This window comes from Roseovarius sp. Pro17, from assembly GCF_035599575.1.
Taxonomy (GTDB): domain Bacteria; phylum Pseudomonadota; class Alphaproteobacteria; order Rhodobacterales; family Rhodobacteraceae; genus Roseovarius.
On record NZ_CP141179.1, the window covers coordinates 1,255,935 to 1,271,560 of the forward strand.

General features: G+C 62.1%; 13 protein-coding genes and 1 tRNA gene. 7 read left to right on the forward strand and 7 right to left on the reverse strand.

Annotated elements, in window-relative coordinates:
• The first annotated feature begins 157 nt into the window (after positions 1 to 157).
• On the forward strand, positions 158 to 1,579 hold the full coding sequence (locus tag U3654_RS06110) for a divergent polysaccharide deacteylase family protein (protein ID WP_324754457.1): 1,422 nt from the start codon (positions 158 to 160) through the stop codon (positions 1,577 to 1,579).
• Here U3654_RS06110 and U3654_RS06115 read toward each other — a convergent pair.
• Genes U3654_RS06115 through fabI form a run of 7 tightly spaced genes read right to left on the reverse strand, consistent with a single transcriptional unit; the run spans position 1,576 to position 8,703 of the window.
• Positions 1,576 to 2,112 (reverse strand): rRNA large subunit pseudouridine synthase E, encoded by a 537-nt coding sequence (locus U3654_RS06115; protein WP_324754458.1) that lies wholly within the window; start codon positions 2,110 to 2,112, stop codon positions 1,576 to 1,578. The two genes, U3654_RS06110 and U3654_RS06115, sit on opposite strands and share 4 nt — an antisense overlap.
• A 28-nt stretch (positions 2,113 to 2,140) precedes the next feature.
• Complete coding sequence (trpE, locus tag U3654_RS06120) at positions 2,141 to 3,649, reverse strand: anthranilate synthase component I (protein WP_324754459.1); 1,509 nt, start codon at positions 3,647 to 3,649, stop codon at positions 2,141 to 2,143.
• Positions 3,650 to 3,661: 12 nt separating this feature from the next.
• Positions 3,662 to 5,503 (reverse strand): peptidyl-prolyl cis-trans isomerase, encoded by a 1,842-nt coding sequence (locus U3654_RS06125; protein ID WP_324754460.1) that lies wholly within the window; start codon positions 5,501 to 5,503, stop codon positions 3,662 to 3,664.
• A gap of 49 nt (positions 5,504 to 5,552) precedes the next feature.
• A complete protein-coding gene (locus U3654_RS06130; RefSeq protein ID WP_324754461.1) occupies positions 5,553 to 6,758 on the reverse strand; it encodes an aminotransferase in 1,206 nt (401 codons plus the stop codon).
• Between the two features lie 14 nt (positions 6,759 to 6,772).
• A complete protein-coding gene (gene gpt, locus U3654_RS06135; protein ID WP_324754462.1) occupies positions 6,773 to 7,273 on the reverse strand; it encodes a xanthine phosphoribosyltransferase in 501 nt (166 codons plus the stop codon).
• Between the two features lie 16 nt (positions 7,274 to 7,289).
• Positions 7,290 to 7,886 carry a LysE family translocator gene (locus U3654_RS06140; protein WP_324754463.1) on the reverse strand — a complete coding sequence of 199 codons (597 nt, stop codon included), beginning with the start codon at positions 7,884 to 7,886 and terminating at the stop codon, positions 7,290 to 7,292.
• A 10-nt stretch (positions 7,887 to 7,896) separates the two neighbouring features.
• Positions 7,897 to 8,703 carry an enoyl-ACP reductase FabI gene (gene fabI, locus U3654_RS06145; protein WP_324754464.1) on the reverse strand — a complete coding sequence of 269 codons (807 nt, stop codon included), beginning with the start codon at positions 8,701 to 8,703 and terminating at the stop codon, positions 7,897 to 7,899.
• Positions 8,704 to 8,877: 174 nt separating this feature from the next.
• Here fabI and pdxH point away from each other — a divergent pair, with 174 nt between their 5' ends.
• The 6 genes from pdxH to U3654_RS06175 all read left to right on the forward strand — a co-directional run bounded on the left by pdxH (position 8,878) and on the right by U3654_RS06175 (position 15,132).
• Positions 8,878 to 9,483, forward strand: coding sequence for a pyridoxamine 5'-phosphate oxidase (gene pdxH / locus U3654_RS06150; protein ID WP_324754465.1), 606 nt, complete (start codon positions 8,878 to 8,880; stop codon positions 9,481 to 9,483).
• Between the two features lie 211 nt (positions 9,484 to 9,694).
• Positions 9,695 to 10,231: a cold shock domain-containing protein gene (locus tag U3654_RS06155; RefSeq protein ID WP_324755238.1), complete on the forward strand. Its 537-nt coding sequence runs from the start codon at positions 9,695 to 9,697 to the stop codon at positions 10,229 to 10,231.
• A complete protein-coding gene (locus tag U3654_RS06160; RefSeq protein ID WP_324754466.1) occupies positions 10,210 to 10,692 on the forward strand; it encodes a DUF192 domain-containing protein in 483 nt (160 codons plus the stop codon). The genes U3654_RS06155 and U3654_RS06160 overlap by 22 nt, the downstream gene beginning before the upstream one ends.
• A gap of 86 nt (positions 10,693 to 10,778) precedes the next feature.
• A tRNA-Pro gene (locus U3654_RS06165) sits at positions 10,779 to 10,855 on the forward strand.
• Positions 10,828 to 11,130, forward strand: a complete 303-nt coding sequence (locus U3654_RS06170; protein ID WP_324754467.1) for a hypothetical protein — start codon at positions 10,828 to 10,830, stop codon at positions 11,128 to 11,130. The genes U3654_RS06165 and U3654_RS06170 overlap by 28 nt, the downstream gene beginning before the upstream one ends.
• Before the next feature lie 333 nt (positions 11,131 to 11,463).
• Positions 11,464 to 15,132 (forward strand): vitamin B12-dependent ribonucleotide reductase, encoded by a 3,669-nt coding sequence (locus tag U3654_RS06175; protein ID WP_324754468.1) that lies wholly within the window; start codon positions 11,464 to 11,466, stop codon positions 15,130 to 15,132.
• The last annotated feature ends 494 nt before the right edge of the window (positions 15,133 to 15,626 follow it).

Sequence of the window (15,626 nt, forward strand, 5' to 3'; positions counted from 1 at the left end):
CGTGTTGGATTTGACCCATGCCATGCGATCCGCCCTTATTTGGGGTGGAGGCCGGGGGGCCGGTCGCGATATACTTGTTCAGGCTTGGCCTCTAGGGTCAAGGGGCCGAAGGCCGGAAACGCCGGTACGACGGCAGGCGATTGCAGGAGAACGCGGTATGGCGAGAGGATTTTTGTCAGGGCTGGTGGCCGGTGCGGCCTTGTCCGGTGTGGCCCTCGCGGCTGTATCGGTGGCAAGCGGGCCGGGGCAGACGGCCAGACCCGAAACGGCGGCTTTGGAAGTGCCAGCAGGCTCGTCATTCAACCAATCACGTGATGATACCGCAGCGCGTCTGCCCGCCGCCGATGGCGCGCCCCAGATCGGCAGCGACGCCCCGCAGGTGGGCGCCGCCGCGCCCGATGATCTGAGCGCCGTCAATGCCGAGGATAACCAACCTACGTCCCGGCCGACACTGGGCGGCGTTGAGGCGGATCTAAGCGCGCCTCAGGCCACCGACGAGGCCAGCGGAATGGCCATGAGTGACGTGGGCAGCGCCGCTACCCCACGGGACACGGCCCCAACTCAGCCCGATGTCGACGATGCCGGGCAGGGCAATCAGACTATTTCGGCCGATCCCACGCAGCCCAGCCTGCCCGATGTCGAAAGCGGCGCGGGATTCTCGGACAGCGATACGCCCGAGCGCGGCGACGGAACTGCGCAGAACGTGCCAGTGCCTAAATTGCCCAAGGAACAAGAGGCGGAAACTGCGGATACCGCGCCGGTCCCGCAGGACGGCCGGACGGACGACGAAGCGCCGCCCAGCACGATTGGCGATATGGCCGATAATGTCCAAACAGGGCGTCTGCCCTCGGTTGGGACGCAGGAAACAGTCGAACCGGTGGAAGCCCCCTCCAAAGATCGCCCTGCGATCAAGGCCAACGCTGCACCTTTCACCAACCCGGATGGCAAGCCGCTGATGGCGCTTGTGCTGATCGACGATGGCACCTCTCCGATCGGGCTGGAGGCGCTGGCTGCGTTTCCCTATCCGCTGAGCTTTGCGATAGACGCCATGCGCCCCGATGCGCAGGAAACGATGCAGCGTTACCGCGACGCGGGCTTTGAAGTGCTGGCCATTGCCAACCTGCCGGACGGCGCGGATGCGCGCGATACCGAAACGGTCATGCAGACGGTCTTTGCCGCTGTTCCCGAGGCGGTTGGCGTGCTGGAAGGGACGGAAACCGGCTTGCAAATCAGTCGTGATGCCAGCGAGCAGCTGGCGCCGATCCTGCTGGAATCCGGTCATGGTCTGGTGCTGTTTCCCAAAGGTCTTCAGACCGCGCCCAAGCTGATCGCGCGCGAGGGTGTGCCGGTGGGCACTGTGTTCCGCGATTTCGACAGCAAGGATCAGAGCGCGACGGTCATCCGGCGGTATCTGGATCAGGCGGCGTTCAAAGCGGCGCGCGAGGAAGAAGGTGGCGTGATCATGCTGGGCCGCCTACGCGCCGACACTATCAGCGCCTTGCTGCTCTGGGGTTTACAGGACCGTGCCAGTCAGGTGGCAGTGGCGCCCATTTCCGCAGTGCTGACTCAGGGCAATTAGGCGTTCCGCCACTTGCCAGGCGCGATGCCGTCCAACGACCAGTCGCCGATCCGCCAGCGCACAAGGCGCAGCGTCGGGTGGCCCACATGCGCTGTCATGCGGCGCACCTGACGGTTGCGCCCCTCTGTGATGGTCAGCTCGATCCAGGCATCCGGCACGGTTTTGCGATAGCGTACGGGCGGCACACGCGGCCAGAGGTCCGGCGCGTCGATCCGGCGGACGGTCGCGGGCCGGGTCGGGCCGTCCTTGAGCGTGAGGCCCTGCGCCAGTGTATTTAGCGCGGCCTCATCCGGCACACCTTCGATTTGCACCAGGTATGTCTTGGGTTTTTTGAACTTCGGGTCGGCGATGCGCGCCTGCAACTGGCCATCATCAGTCAGCAAAAGCAGGCCTTCGCTGTCACGGTCCAACCGCCCGGCGGGATAGACTCCGGGCAGGTCGATGTGATCGGCGAGGGTTGGACGCCCGCTGCGCTCATCGGTGAATTGCGACAGCACGCCATGCGGCTTGTTAAAGAGGATCAGGCGCGCCATGTGCGGTGCTGCGAAAATTCACCCTGCATCAGCTGTTTCCGCTGCCGCCAAAGCGGGCGGCGTCTGCGGCGGCGCGGCGGATCGCATTGGATTTATGGACGGTTTCCATATATTCCGCCTCCGGGTCACTATCATAAACGACACCGCCACCGGCCTGAATATAGAGTTGTGCATCCTTGACCACGGCCGTGCGCAGGGCGATGCAGATATCCATATCGCCACCCGCGCTGAAATAGCCGACGCCGCCGCCATAGACGCCGCGCTTTTCCGGCTCTAGTTCGTCGATGATCTGCATCGCGCGCACCTTGGGCGCGCCTGATACCGTCCCGGCTGGCAGACCTGCCAGAAGCGCGCTGAGGGAATCCTGACCCTCGGCCAATTCGCCGATCACGTTGCTGACGATGTGCATGACGTGGCTGTAACGCTCGATGATGAATTCCTCGGTCGGGTGCACGGTACCGACCTTGCAGACGCGGCCCGCGTCGTTGCGGCCCAGATCCAGCAGCATCAGATGTTCGGCCAGCTCTTTTGTGTCACTCAGCAGATCTGCCTCATACGCGCGGTCCTCTTCGGGTGTCGCGCCGCGCGGGCGGGTGCCTGCGATGGGACGGATCGTCACCTCGTCGCCAAAGACGCGCACGAGGATCTCAGGGCTGGCGCCGATCACCTGAAAACCACCAAAATTGAAATAGAACATAAAGGGCGAGGGATTCGTGCGGCGCAGGCTTCGGTAGAGTGCAAAGGGCGGCTGGGCAAAGGGCTGCGTCCAGCGCTGGCTGGGAACGACCTGAAAAATATCGCCCGCGCGGATATATTCCTTGGCCTGTTCGACGGCGGCCTTATAGCCCTCGCGCGTGAAGTTCGACACTGCTTCGCCATCCTCGGCGGCCTCGCCCAACCCACGCCCCTGCGGCAGCGCGCGGTCCAGATCGCGCACGGCGTCCATGACACGCTCGGCGGCCTGCGCATGTGCGGCGCGCGCGCTCTGGCTGGGATCATACCAGGCGGGGGCCACGACGATCACTTCGCCCTTGACGCCATCGAGGACGGCGATGACCGACGGGCGCAACATCAGCGCGTCGGGCAGGCCCAGCGGGTCGGGATTGACGTTTGGCAAATGCTCGACCAGCCGGATCATGTCGTATCCCAGATAGCCGAAAAGGCCGGCGCTGGCGGCGGGCAGGTCGTCGGGCAGGTCGATCCGGCTCTCGGCAATTAGCGCGCGCAGATTGGCCAGCGGATCGCCATCCTGATCCTGCCATGCCTCGGGATCGAAACGCGCCTGTCGGTTGATGCGGCTGGTTTTGCCGTGGCACTGCCAGATCAGGTCCGGCTTCATCCCGATGATCGAATAGCGTCCGCGCACCTCGCCACCCGTCACCGATTCCAGCATGAAGGCGTCGGTGGCGGCACCCGTCAGCTTCATCATCAGCGACACCGGCGTATCCAGATCGGCGGCGAGGCGGGTATAGACCAACTGGCTGGCGCCCGCATCATAGCCCGCGGCGAAGGTATCGTATGACGGGGTCAGCTCCACTTGCCTGCCTCCTTACTGAAAGTTGGCGTGCACGGCGGCAATCGCCTGCTGGTCCAGTGTGATCCCGGCGCGGGCGCGGATATCTTCGGCCAGCGCAAGGTAGAGATCCTGCGCGATGTCGTTGGCCGCCGAATCCCGCAAGGTGCGGCGGATCCGCTCCAACTCGCCAGTATCGTCCTTCGGGACGGTCACAGCGTCGAGGCGCAAGACGATAAGGCGGGCGTCGCCGTCCAGCAATATCACGTCACCGACCTCCATGCCGAATACGGCGGGGATAAAGCCCGGCGGTGTGCCAGCCTGAAAACCCTGCCGCGTCAGGCCCTTGCCGGTGCTGGCCGTCAGCCCGGCGTCTTCAAAGCTGGCGCCGCCCTCAAGGGCAGTCACCGTTTCACCGGCCTCGGCGCGCAGGGTCTCCATCAAGGTGTCCCGGGCCCATGCGGCGGCGACGGGTTGGCGCACATCCTCCAGCGGCTGCACGGTAGGCGGAATCACTTCGTCGAGGCGCATGGCAAAGATTCCGCCATCGCCGAGGGTCATAACTTCGGGGAAGTCGCCCGTTTGCAGATTGCCAGCTGCATCGCGGAATTCGGTGTAACCGGCGATGTCTTCGCTCATGCCGGGATGCCAGTCGATCGTGCCAACCTGCATCTGCGACTCGTCGCCGAGGTTCTCGATGGTCGCGCCGCCAGCCAGCAAATCGTTCGTGGCCTCAATCGAGCCGTCGATGACCCGCGCGGCACGGCCTGCGGCCAGCGCATCGCGCAGCTCAGGCTCGGCTTCTTCAAAGCTGGTGACCTGCGCCTGAAGCACTGCGTTAACGCGGAACAGGGCAGGGCCCAGATTGCTGTCCACCGGGCCGACGACATCGCCAGCCGTTGCACTGAATACAGCCTCGCTTGCCGCGCCAAGGTCCGAGGCATCCACGTCGCCCATGTCGACGTCCTGCAAGGTCAGCCCGCGCGCCGCGACCAGATCATCAAAGCTGGCCTCGTCCTTATCGAGTTGCGTGCGGGCAGCATTGGCCGCTTCGGCATTGGGGTATATCAGACGCTCGACCAGACGACGCTCGGGCTGATTGAACTCAGACTCGCGCTCGGCGTAGGCGTCGCGCAGGGCGTCCTCGGGAACCTCGACATCGTCGATGATCATCTCGGGGGTGAGCCATGCGTAGGTGATGCGCTTTGTTTCGGGCGTGGTGAAGGCGGGCAGATTGGCCTGATAATACGCCTCAAGGTCGGCATCGCTTGGCACCGGCAGACCGGTGCTCAGATCGCCGCGCCCGAGGGTTGCGTAGGTCACGTCGCGCTCTTCAGCGATGTAGTTCAGCAATGTATCCGTATAGGCGGACGGCGCGCTGATGCCTGCGATGACCGCGCCCTGCACCAGCGTGCTGGCTGTTTCGGCGCGCATGTTTTGCTCGAATTCAGACTCGCTGAGGCCCGCACGCTCTAGCGCAAAGCGATAGCCTTCGCGGTCGAATGCGCCGCTCACACCCTGAAAACCGGGGATATCCATGATCTGGCGGCTGAGTGTGGCATCGCCGACCGAAATGCCCATGCGCGCGGCCTCATCCTCAAGCGCGGCTTGCGCGACGAGGCGGGACAGCACGCGCTGCGGCAGGCCCTGAGCCTCGGCCTCGATAAAGGGCAGGGGCTTGCCGGTCTCGGCCGTGGCGGCGTTGACCTCTTGGCGCAGGGCGCGCGCGTAGTCGTTGACATCCAGCACCGTCTCCCCGACCGATCCGATGCGGGTGATCCCGCCGCCCAGATTGGTCACCCCAAAGCCACCGAGGCCCAGAATCAGGAGGGCCATGAGGATCCACATGGCGGATTTTGAAATGCTTTTGGATCGCATGGGTATGACGCCTTTGTGCCGGGTGCGGTGCGTTTGGTTCCGCGATTGTCTAAGCGCTCACCGCATCCGGGGCAAGAGGCCTGCCCACCCCGCCAAACCCCGCCAGCCGATCAAACAGCGTCTCGATCCCCGCGCGGTCCACATTGGCAAACGCGATGCGAAAGTGCCGCGTGCCAGATGCATCGCCCGTCGGCGTGAACATCGTGCCGGGCAGGGTCAGCACACCTGCGTCCCTGACCAGACGGGGCGCCAGCACGTCCGAGGCATCCGCAAAGGGATGGGCAAGATAGGCAAAGTAGGCGCCCGCGCCCTTCAACTGCCAGCCCTGAGTGGCAAGGCGTGGCATATTGTCGGCGATGGCGGCGCGGCGATCGAGGATCTCGGCCCGCTCACCGGCGAGCCATTGGGCGAGGTTCTGCATTCCCCAGAGCGCGCCGATCTGGCCCAGTTGATTGGGGCAGATCGCGACGCAGTCGAGGAATTTCTCGGCCTCGGCCAGTCGCGCGGGGCTGCTTACCATCGCGCCAACGCGGTGGCCGGTCAGGCGATAGGCCTTGGAAAACGAATAGAGCTGGATCAGCGTGTCGTCCCAGTCGGGATCGGCAAACAGGTCATGCGGCGCCCCTGAGCGCGCGTCGAAATCGCGGTAGGTTTCGTCCACTATCAGGGCAATGCGGTGTTTGCGCGCCAGATCAAAGAATGCGCGCACCAGATCGCTGGGGTATTCGACGCCGCCGGGATTATTGGGCGTGACCAGCACAATCGCGCGGGTGCGGGGCGTGATCAGCGACGCCGCGCGCTGAGGGTCGGGCAGCAGGCCTGCCTCGGCGGGCAGGGGCACCGTGCGCACGCCGGTCATGTCCAGCCACATCTTGTGGTTGAAATACCACGGGGTCGGCAGGATTACCTCGTCGCCCTCATCGCACAGCGTGGCAAGCGCGGCGCAGAAGGCCTGATTGCAGCCCGACGTGATCGCGACGTTTGCAGCGTCGATAGTGCCGCCATAGGCCATACTCCACTGCGCTGCCACCTCGGCGCGCAGATCGTCCCGGCCCAGAACTGCGCCGTATAGATGCGCATCCGCCTGAGTCATTGCCGCCTCGGCCATGGCGCGGCGCAAGCCTTCGGGAGGTATGTCCACCGGCGCGGCCTGACTGACGTTGATCAGCGGGCGGTCAGGGGTGAACTGGACGCCCTCCAGCCAGCGGCGCGCGGCCATCACAGGCGGGGCAAAGCTGTGGGATGTGCGGCTCATGGCTGGTGTCTCTTTCATTTGCCGCGATAGGGCTGAACGTATTGCAGGGCCAGGTCCCACGGGAAAAAGATCCACGTGTCCTGGCTGACCTCGGTCACGTAGCTTTGCACGCGGTCGCGGCCCATCGGCTTGGCATAGACGGTTGCGATATGGGCCTTGGGCATGTGTGCGCGCACGACGTCGAGGGTGCGGCCCGTGTCAACCAGATCGTCGATGACCAGCACGCCGGTGCCGTCGCCGATCACGTCCATGTCGGGCGATTTGAGGATGCTTGCCGCGCCTTGGGTCTGATGGTCATAGCTCTGGACGCTGATCGTGTCGACGATACGAATGTCCAACTCGCGCGCGACGATCATCGCGGGGGCCATGCCGCCGCGCGTGATGGCGACGACCGCGCGCCATGCGCCATCATCGGGGCCATGCCCGTCCAGCCGCCATGCCAGCGCGCGCGCATCGCGGTGCAACTGGTCCCAGCTGACGTGAAATCCTTTTTCGTGGGGCAGGGATTCTTGCATAGGAACTTCCTTTGGATCAGATCGCGATGCGGGCGGCCATGACGCCTAGCAGCACGGCAGCGCCCCGGTCGAATTTGGATTTGAGGCGGATATAGCCTGCGCGCATCGGCGCAGTGGTCAGAATCAGCGCGGCCATTGCATACCATGCCAATTCCAGCAGCAGATGATTGGCGAGGATCAGCGCCTGAAGGCTTAGATCCATATCGGCGGGCAAGATGGTAGAAAATATCGCACCGATGAAGAATACCAGCTTGGGGTTCGCCAGATTGGTGATCAGGCCCAGCCGGAACCCCTGCGCGATGCCGGGCAGGACGGTGTCCACGGGTTTGTCTGCCCCGCGCCAGAGCTGGACGGCGAGCCATATCAGGTATCCCGCACCGGCCAGCTTCAGCGCCATGTAGGCGGCCGGAATGGCGGCGAAAATGGCGCTAAGGCCCAGCATCGCCACAGCGGACCATGCAATAGCCGCCAACGACAGGCCGAGGCCAGTCATCAGCCCGGCACGCCGCCCCCCAACGAAGGATGAACGGATCATCGCGATGAAGGCGGGGCCAGGACTGGCCAGCGCGCCGAGGATCGCGGCGTTAAAGAGTAGGAGCGTTGCAGCGTCCATCGCGCGCCGCCTAGGTGGCGTCGATATCAGGCGCGTCGACCGCCTTCATGCCGACGATGTGATAGCCCGCGTCGACATGTAGGTTCTCGCCCGTCGTGCCGCTGCCCAGATCGCTGAGCAGATAAAGCGCGGCCTTGCCCACATCGTCGATGGTCACGTTGCGGCGCAGGGGCGAGTTCAACTCGTTCCATTTCAGGATATAGCGGAAATCACCGATGCCGCTGGCCGCCAGAGTCTTGATCGGACCGGCAGAGATCGCGTTGACGCGGATGCCGTCCTTGCCCAGATCTTCGGCCAGATATTTTACCGACGCCTCCAGCGCCGCCTTGGCGATGCCCATGACATTGTAATGCGGCATCACCTGCTCGGCGCCGTAATAGGTGAGGGTCAGCATTGAGCCGCCTTCGCCCATGATCTTTTCCGCCCGCTTGGCCACGGCAGTAAAGCTATAGCAGCTGACGTCCATCGTATTGAGGAAATTGTCGCGGCTGGTGTCGATATAGCGCCCGCGCAACTCATTCTTGTCGGAAAAGCCGATGGCATGAACCAGAAAGTCGATCCTGCCCCAGACCTTTTCGATTTCTGCGAATGCGGCGTCGATCGAGGCGGGGTCGGATACGTTACAATCGAACATATGCTCGGAGCCGATTGATTTCGCCAATGGCTCGACCCGCTTCTTGAACGCGTCACCCATATAGGTAAAGGCCAGTTCCGCGCCCGCGTCAGCGCAGGCCTGAGCAATGCCCCAAGCGATGGATTTGTCGTTAGCGAGGCCCATGATCAGCCCGCGCTTGCCCGCCATAAGTGTGTTTGACATATCCGTTCCCGACCCAATTCGCTATCTTTGCTGACCTTTAGGTGATTGACCGTGGTGCATCAAGGGTTGCCGTGCAATCCCCATCCACACGGTGCTATGCGCCACGCGCTGGATTTGGCGCGGCGCTTGCACCATATCTGATGCAAACACGATCCTGAGACAGAAAGAGACACCATGACCGACCGGACCGGAAAATTTGCAGGCGATGACCCCTTTCAGATTGCGCGCCGGTGGCTGGGCGAGGCCGAAGGAACCGAGCCGAACGATCCCAACGCCATCGCACTGGCGACGGTCGATCCCGACGGCTTGCCCAATATGCGCATGGTCCTGCTTAAGGAGATCGCCGACGACGGCTTTGTCTTTTACACCAATTACGATAGCGCCAAGGGGCAGGAACTGGCCGCCAGCGGCAAGGCCGGGTTCGTCATGCACTGGAAGACGCTACGCCGCCAGATCCGGGTGCGCGGCCCCGTGACACGGCAGGAGGGCGCCGAGGCCGACGCCTACTACGCCTCCCGGTCGCTCAAAAGCCGGCTGGGCGCGTGGGCGTCGCGCCAATCACAGCCCCTCAAGAGTCGTGGTGCGCTGATGGCCGAGGTCGCCAAAGTGTCGGCGCGGCACGGCCTCAATCCGCCACGCCCCCCCTTCTGGGGAGGGTTCAAAATCACGCCAGTTGAGATCGAATTCTGGGCCGATGGCGACTATCGCCTGCACGACCGCTTTGTCTGGCGACGAGGCGACACGGACACGCCATGGGACGTCACTCGCCTTAACCCCTAAGCAAAAAACCGCTTTTTGGGACGATAACGGCGGGTTGTCGCCGCTTTTACACACGTTATGCGAGAAATTGATCAATAGCATTGACCTTGAGCGTGTAATGTGGGTTGTTGAACGTGGACGTGAGTCCCTGATATGACTATGATGTTTAGATGTTTGGAATGCACTCGAACGTGCAGGCGGGTACAATATGGTAGAACTTAGGCACAAAGAAATGGTTCCCGCGCAGGTCGTCGACCACGAGGATGCGTGCCGCGTTCGCGGCCGTGTCAAATGGTTCGATCCGGTCCGTGGGTTCGGCTTTGTGCTGGCTGATGACGGCGGTAGCGACATCCTTCTTCATGCCAACGTCCTGCGCAGTTTCGGTCAAAGTTCGGTCGCCGACGATGCGATCGTAGATCTGGATGTTCAGCGCACCGAGCGCGGCGTTCAGGCGACCGCTGTTCACGATATCCTTCCCCCCGAGGATGCTACGCTGCAAAGTCTCGCGGATTTTGCAGATATCGACCCCGAGATACTGCGCGCGGCACCCCTGATGCCGGCCCGCATTAAATGGTTTGACCGGAACAAGGGTTTCGGCTTTGCCAACACCTTCGGCGAGGGGGGCGACGTCTTTGTGCATATCGACGTTTTGCGCCGCTCGGGTCTTGCGGATTTGCAACCGGGCGAGGCGCTGGCTATACGCGTCATCGACGGCAAGCGAGGCCGCATGGCGACTGAGGTGAATGGATGGGAAAGCGCGGTCAAGTAAGTCAGTGCGTCATTGCGTTAGCGCTGCTCATTGCCGGACCCGCCATCGCCGAGGATGCATGTCGCCCTGATCAGGTGCAGTTGCGCGGCGATTGGGGGCAGGCACGTTTCACCATAGAATTGGCCGATGACGAGGCCGAGCGCGCTAAAGGCCTTATGCATCGCGAAGCTATGCCACAGGCGGCGGGCATGCTGTTTGTTTATCCTGCGACGCGCAGCGTCGGCTTTTGGATGAAGAACACACTGATTCCCCTCGACATGATATTTCTCGATGCGACCGGAACGGTCGCGCGCGTCCACAGCAACGCGATTCCCGGCGATCTGACGCCGATCATGGGGGGCTCGGACATCAAGGCCGTTCTCGAAATCAACGGCGGCCTTGCCGAACGGCTTGGGATCGCGCCCGGCACGCAGTTGCGCCACCCTTCTTTTACGCCCGAACACGCCGCCTGGAAGTGCTGAGCGGGTCGTCGCAGGGGTCCAAACGCCTCGATGGTGTATTGGGGCTTTTCTTTGGAAGCGATTCTGCGTAAGTCACCGCCATGGTTCGGGGCGTGGCGCAGTCTGGTAGCGCACCTGTTTTGGGTACAGGGGGTCGTGAGTTCGAATCTCGCCGCCCCGACCATATTTCCCAGCGAGATCGATAACGACATTGCGCGCACAGTATGCGACGTCGCGATGCCGCTTGCCTGTTGCATCTCTGCACAGCTCTGCCGCGGCGAAAAAATATATAATTTGCGCTCATTGATCAGCACGCCGCGCCGGGCGGTTCGCACACAGCCTCTGGATAAAGTTCAAGCCATCGATGAGCCGCGCGCCCTAAACATGCCGGAAAACAACGGATTTGAAATCGCCTGTGCGGGCAGTGATGCGTTGCGCTGGGCTGTGGATATGCTGTGAGTGAATCGGCTGGCGCGGAGCCGACCGAGCGGCGTTAAAAAGGCCAACGACAAACTGGCCCATTATTCAAAAAAAGGGTATTGACGCAGTGGGTCCCAATGCGTCAGGTTGTGCAAGCCGGTGGATGCGCACACAAGATGTAGTGTACCGACAGCGGCAAAGGGACATTCTCAGCAAGCACCGGATTTCCGGATGAAAAGGGCGCGCGCCAACCAATTTGCGTGCGCCATGGAGAGACGTGTGTCCCTTGGATGAGCGGCCCGGGCGCGGAACGGCGCGCCACGGCAGATATGCGGACACAAACGGCACCCTGCGGGGGCGAGAGGCAGTGACATGAAAATCGATCGGAAGTTCACCAAGGCAGGCCAGGACGCGTATGCGGAGTTGGAGTTCGTGACAACGTCGTCCGAGATTCGCAATCCCAACGGCACGTCGGTTTTCAAGCTGGACAATGTCGAAGTCCCGGCCGGGTGGAGTCAGGTCGCCAGCGACGTCATCGCACAGAAGTATTTTCGCAAGGCCGGCGTTCCCACGCGCCTGAAAAAGGTCAAGGAAAAGGGCGTGCCTGAATTCCTGTGGCGCTCGGTTCCCGATGGCAAAGATGTTCCGACGAGCGGCGAGACGTCCGCGCGTCAGGTGTTCGACCGCCTTGCGGGTGCATGGACCTATTGGGGCTGGAAGGGTGGTTATTTCACCACCGAAGCCGACGCACAGGCCTATTTCGACGAAATGCGCATCATGCTGGCCCGCCAGATGGGTGCGCCCAACAGCCCGCAATGGTTCAACACTGGCCTGCACTGGGCCTATGGCATCGACGGCCCGGGGCAGGGGCATTTCTACGTCGATTATAAATCAGGCAAGCTGACCAAGTCGACAAGCGCCTATGAGCATCCGCAGCCGCACGCCTGCTTTATCCAGTCGGTAAAGGACGATCTGGTTGGTGAGGGCGGCATCATGGACCTCTGGGTGCGCGAGGCGCGCCTGTTCAAATATGGCTCGGGCACCGGCACGAACTTCTCGTCGCTGCGCGCCGCGAATGAGCCGCTGTCGGGCGGTGGCAAGTCGTCGGGCCTGATGGGCTTCCTGAAAATCGGCGACCGCGCGGCGGGCGCGATCAAGTCGGGCGGCACCACGCGCCGCGCGGCGAAAATGGTGATCATTGATGCCGACCACCCCGATATCGAGGAGTTCATCAACTGGAAGGTGAAGGAAGAGCAGAAGGTCGCGAGCATCGTCGCAGGCTCCAAAATGCACGAGCAAAAGCTGAACGAGATCTTCGCCGCGATCCGCGCATGGGACGGCACGACCGAGGATTCGGTCGACCCCAAGAAGAACCCGCAGCTAAAGGACGCCATTCGCAGCGCCAAGAAATGCTCGATCCCTGAAACATACGTCAAGCGCGTGCTGGATTATGCCAAGCAGGGCTATGAGAGCATCGAATTCCCGACCTATGACACCGATTGGGACAGCGAGGCGTATGCGTCCGTTTCCGGCCAGAACTCCAACAACTCGATCCGCGTCACCGATGCCTTCCTCAAGGCGGTCAAGGACGATGCCGACTGGGCGCTGCTGAACCGCACCGACGGATCGGTCGCCAAGACCATCAAGGCGCGCTATCTGTGGGAAGATGTCGGCCACGCCGCGTGGGCCTGCGCCGATCCGGGCATCCAGTATCACGACACCGTCAACGCGTGGCACACATGCCCCGAAGATGGCGAAATCCGCGGCTCTAACCCGTGCTCGGAATACATGTTTCTCGACGACACGGCCTGCAACCTTGCGTCGATGAATCTGCTGAAATTCTATGAGGACGGCCGTTTCGACGCGGAGGGCTATATGCACGCCTCGCGGCTCTGGACCGTGACGCTGGAAATCAGCGTGATGATGGCGCAGTTCCCCAGCAAAGAGATCGCGCAGCGCAGCTTTGAGTTCCGCACGCTGGGCCTTGGGTATGCCAATATCGGCGGCCTGCTGATGAACATGGGTCTGGGATATGACAGCGACGAGGGCCGCGCCCTTGGCGGTGCGCTGAGCGCGATCATGACCGGTGTCGCCTATGCCACCTCCGCCGAAATGGCGGGTGAGTTGGGGCCGTTCGCGGGCTACGAGCGTAATGCCGAGCATATGCTGCGCGTCATGCGCAACCACCGCAACGCGGCCTATGGCAACAGCGATGGTTATGAACAACTGGCGGTCAAGCCTGTTCCGCTGGACGCGGCGGGTTGCCCCGACAGCCGTCTGATCGAGTTGGCCATGTCCACCTGGGACGAGGCGCTGGAACTGGGCAAAAAGCACGGCTACCGCAATGCGCAATCCACCGTCATCGCGCCCACCGGCACGATCGGTCTGGTCATGGATTGTGACACGACCGGAATCGAGCCTGACTTTGCATTGGTCAAGTTCAAGAAGCTGGCCGGTGGCGGCTACTTCAAGATCATTAACCAGTCGGTGCCCGCCGCCCTCGAAATGATGGGCTATGGCAGCGCGCAGATCGAAGAGATCATCAGCTACGCCGTCGGCCATGGCACCCTCGGCAACGCGCCGGGGATCAACCATACCTCGCTGATCGGTCACGGTTTTGGCCCAAATGAGCTGGCCAAGGTGGACGCTGCTCTGGGATCGGCCTTCGACATCCGCTTTGTGTTCAACCAATGGACGCTGGGGGTCGAGTTCTGCACGAACGTACTGGGCATCCCCGAGGCCAAGCTGAATGATCCGGCCTTTGATCTGTTGGCGCATCTGGGCTACTCCCGCGCCGATATCGACGCGGCGAACGACCATGTCTGCGGCACCATGACGCTGGAGCATGCGCCGCATTTGCGCACAGAGCATTACAGCGTCTTTGATTGCGCCAACCCCTGCGGCAAAAAAGGCAAGCGTTACCTTAGCGTTAACAGCCACATCACCATGATGGCTGCTGCTCAATCCTTTATCTCGGGTGCGATTTCCAAGACGATCAACATGGCGAACGACGCCACGATCGAGGATTGCCAAAAGGCGTACGAGCTAAGCTGGTCCTTGGGCGTCAAGGCCAACGCGCTCTATCGCGACGGCTCGAAACTCAGCCAGCCGCTGGCCTCCGCGCTGGTCGAGGATGACGACGATGCGGCCGACGTGCTGGAGAGCGGGAGCAACCACGAAAAGGCGGTCGTTCTGGCTGAAAAGATCGTCGAAAAGATCGTGATCAAAGAGGTGAATAAGTTCCACCGCGACAAGATGCCCGAGCGTCGCAAGGGCTATACCCAAAAGGCCATCATCGGCGGGCACAAGGTCTACCTGCGCACCGGCGAATATGCCGACGGCCAGCTGGGCGAAATCTTTATCGACATGCACAAGGAAGGTGCTGGCTTCCGCGCGATGATGAACAACTTTGCCATCGCAGTGTCGGTCGGCCTGCAATACGGGGTGCCACTGGAAGAGTTCGTCGACGCCTTCACCTTCACCAAGTTTGAGCCGTCGGGCATGGTGCAGGGCAATGACAGCATCAAGAACGCGACGTCGATCCTTGACTATATCTTCCGCGAGCTTGCGGTCAGCTATCTGGATCGCACGGACCTCGCACATGTCAAACCCCAGGGTCACAGCTTTGATGATCTTGGTCGGGGCGAAGAGGAAGGCGTGCGCAACATCAGCGAGATGAGCGAAGCCGCCGCCACTAAGTCGCTTGCGGTGCTTAAGCAGATCAGCTCGACAGGGTATCTGCGCAAGCGTCTTCCGCAAGAGCTTTATGTGCTGAACGGCGGGCAGGCCTTTGTCGCGCAGGCCGGGGCAGGCGACCCGGTTTCGGCCCTCGAAACGCTGGTACCCGAAACGGTCGGCATGACAGCTATGGCCGCCACGACGACGATCACCTCCGGCGCGGTCACTTTCGATGCGCGCACCAAGGCAAAGATGCAAGGCTACGAGGGCGAGGCCTGCGGCGATTGCGGCAACTACACGCTGGTGCGCAATGGTACGTGTATGAAGTGCAACACCTGCGGCGGGACGTCGGGCTGTAGCTGAGGAATTGAGGGTTGGTGTCGGTAGGGGCAAAGTAGCTCAAAAATCGGGCAAAGATCGTTTCGGCTGGGCACCAAGATCATCGCGAAAGCCGTGAGTGTAACGTGAAAAAGTAAGCCGGGGCGATAGTCGTCCCGGCTTACTGATTCTTAAGGTATTGAATAGTGGCAGAAACCGTAATTTTGTCCGAATTTCAAAACTCGGTTGAAGCGGCTTCAATTACGTAAGGGGTTCGCGCGCTTGGCGCGCGCGTCCTAAATGAAGCTCCAGGCGTTTTGGTGCTGAAGGTATCTGGGAGCGTCCTTGCGGCGCTCCCATTTCTTTGCAACTTGTAGTGACCCCCATCGCCCAAGACCATGCAGCAGACCCTCGCCGTGCCGATGCACCATACGGCCGCATTTGCCAGTGAATGGCTCGTGGCCTTGGCGGAAATACTGCCCTAGCCCCTTTGCGGGGGCCGTTCCGCTAGCAAATTCTCGACACTTGGCCTTTGGGCG

What these genes read in the sequence shown, in the direction of transcription:
- U3654_RS06115 (WP_324754458.1), bottom strand. Translation starts at nt 2,112, where the DNA reads ATGGCGCGCCTGATCCTCTTTAACAAGCCGCATGGCGTGCTGTCGCAA.
- U3654_RS06130 (WP_324754461.1), bottom strand. Translation starts at nt 6,758, where the DNA reads ATGAGCCGCACATCCCACAGCTTTGCCCCGCCTGTGATGGCCGCGCGC.
- U3654_RS06155 (WP_324755238.1), top strand. Translation starts at nt 9,695, where the DNA reads ATGGTTCCCGCGCAGGTCGTCGACCACGAGGATGCGTGCCGCGTTCGC.
- U3654_RS06175 (WP_324754468.1), top strand. Translation starts at nt 11,464, where the DNA reads ATGAAAATCGATCGGAAGTTCACCAAGGCAGGCCAGGACGCGTATGCG.
- fabI (WP_324754464.1), bottom strand. Translation starts at nt 8,703, where the DNA reads ATGTCAAACACACTTATGGCGGGCAAGCGCGGGCTGATCATGGGCCTC.
- U3654_RS06110 (WP_324754457.1), top strand. Translation starts at nt 158, where the DNA reads ATGGCGAGAGGATTTTTGTCAGGGCTGGTGGCCGGTGCGGCCTTGTCC.
- U3654_RS06125 (WP_324754460.1), bottom strand. Translation starts at nt 5,503, where the DNA reads ATGCGATCCAAAAGCATTTCAAAATCCGCCATGTGGATCCTCATGGCC.
- pdxH (WP_324754465.1), top strand. Translation starts at nt 8,878, where the DNA reads ATGACCGACCGGACCGGAAAATTTGCAGGCGATGACCCCTTTCAGATT.
- gpt (WP_324754462.1), bottom strand. Translation starts at nt 7,273, where the DNA reads ATGCAAGAATCCCTGCCCCACGAAAAAGGATTTCACGTCAGCTGGGAC.
- U3654_RS06140 (WP_324754463.1), bottom strand. Translation starts at nt 7,886, where the DNA reads ATGGACGCTGCAACGCTCCTACTCTTTAACGCCGCGATCCTCGGCGCG.
- U3654_RS06160 (WP_324754466.1), top strand. Translation starts at nt 10,210, where the DNA reads ATGGGAAAGCGCGGTCAAGTAAGTCAGTGCGTCATTGCGTTAGCGCTG.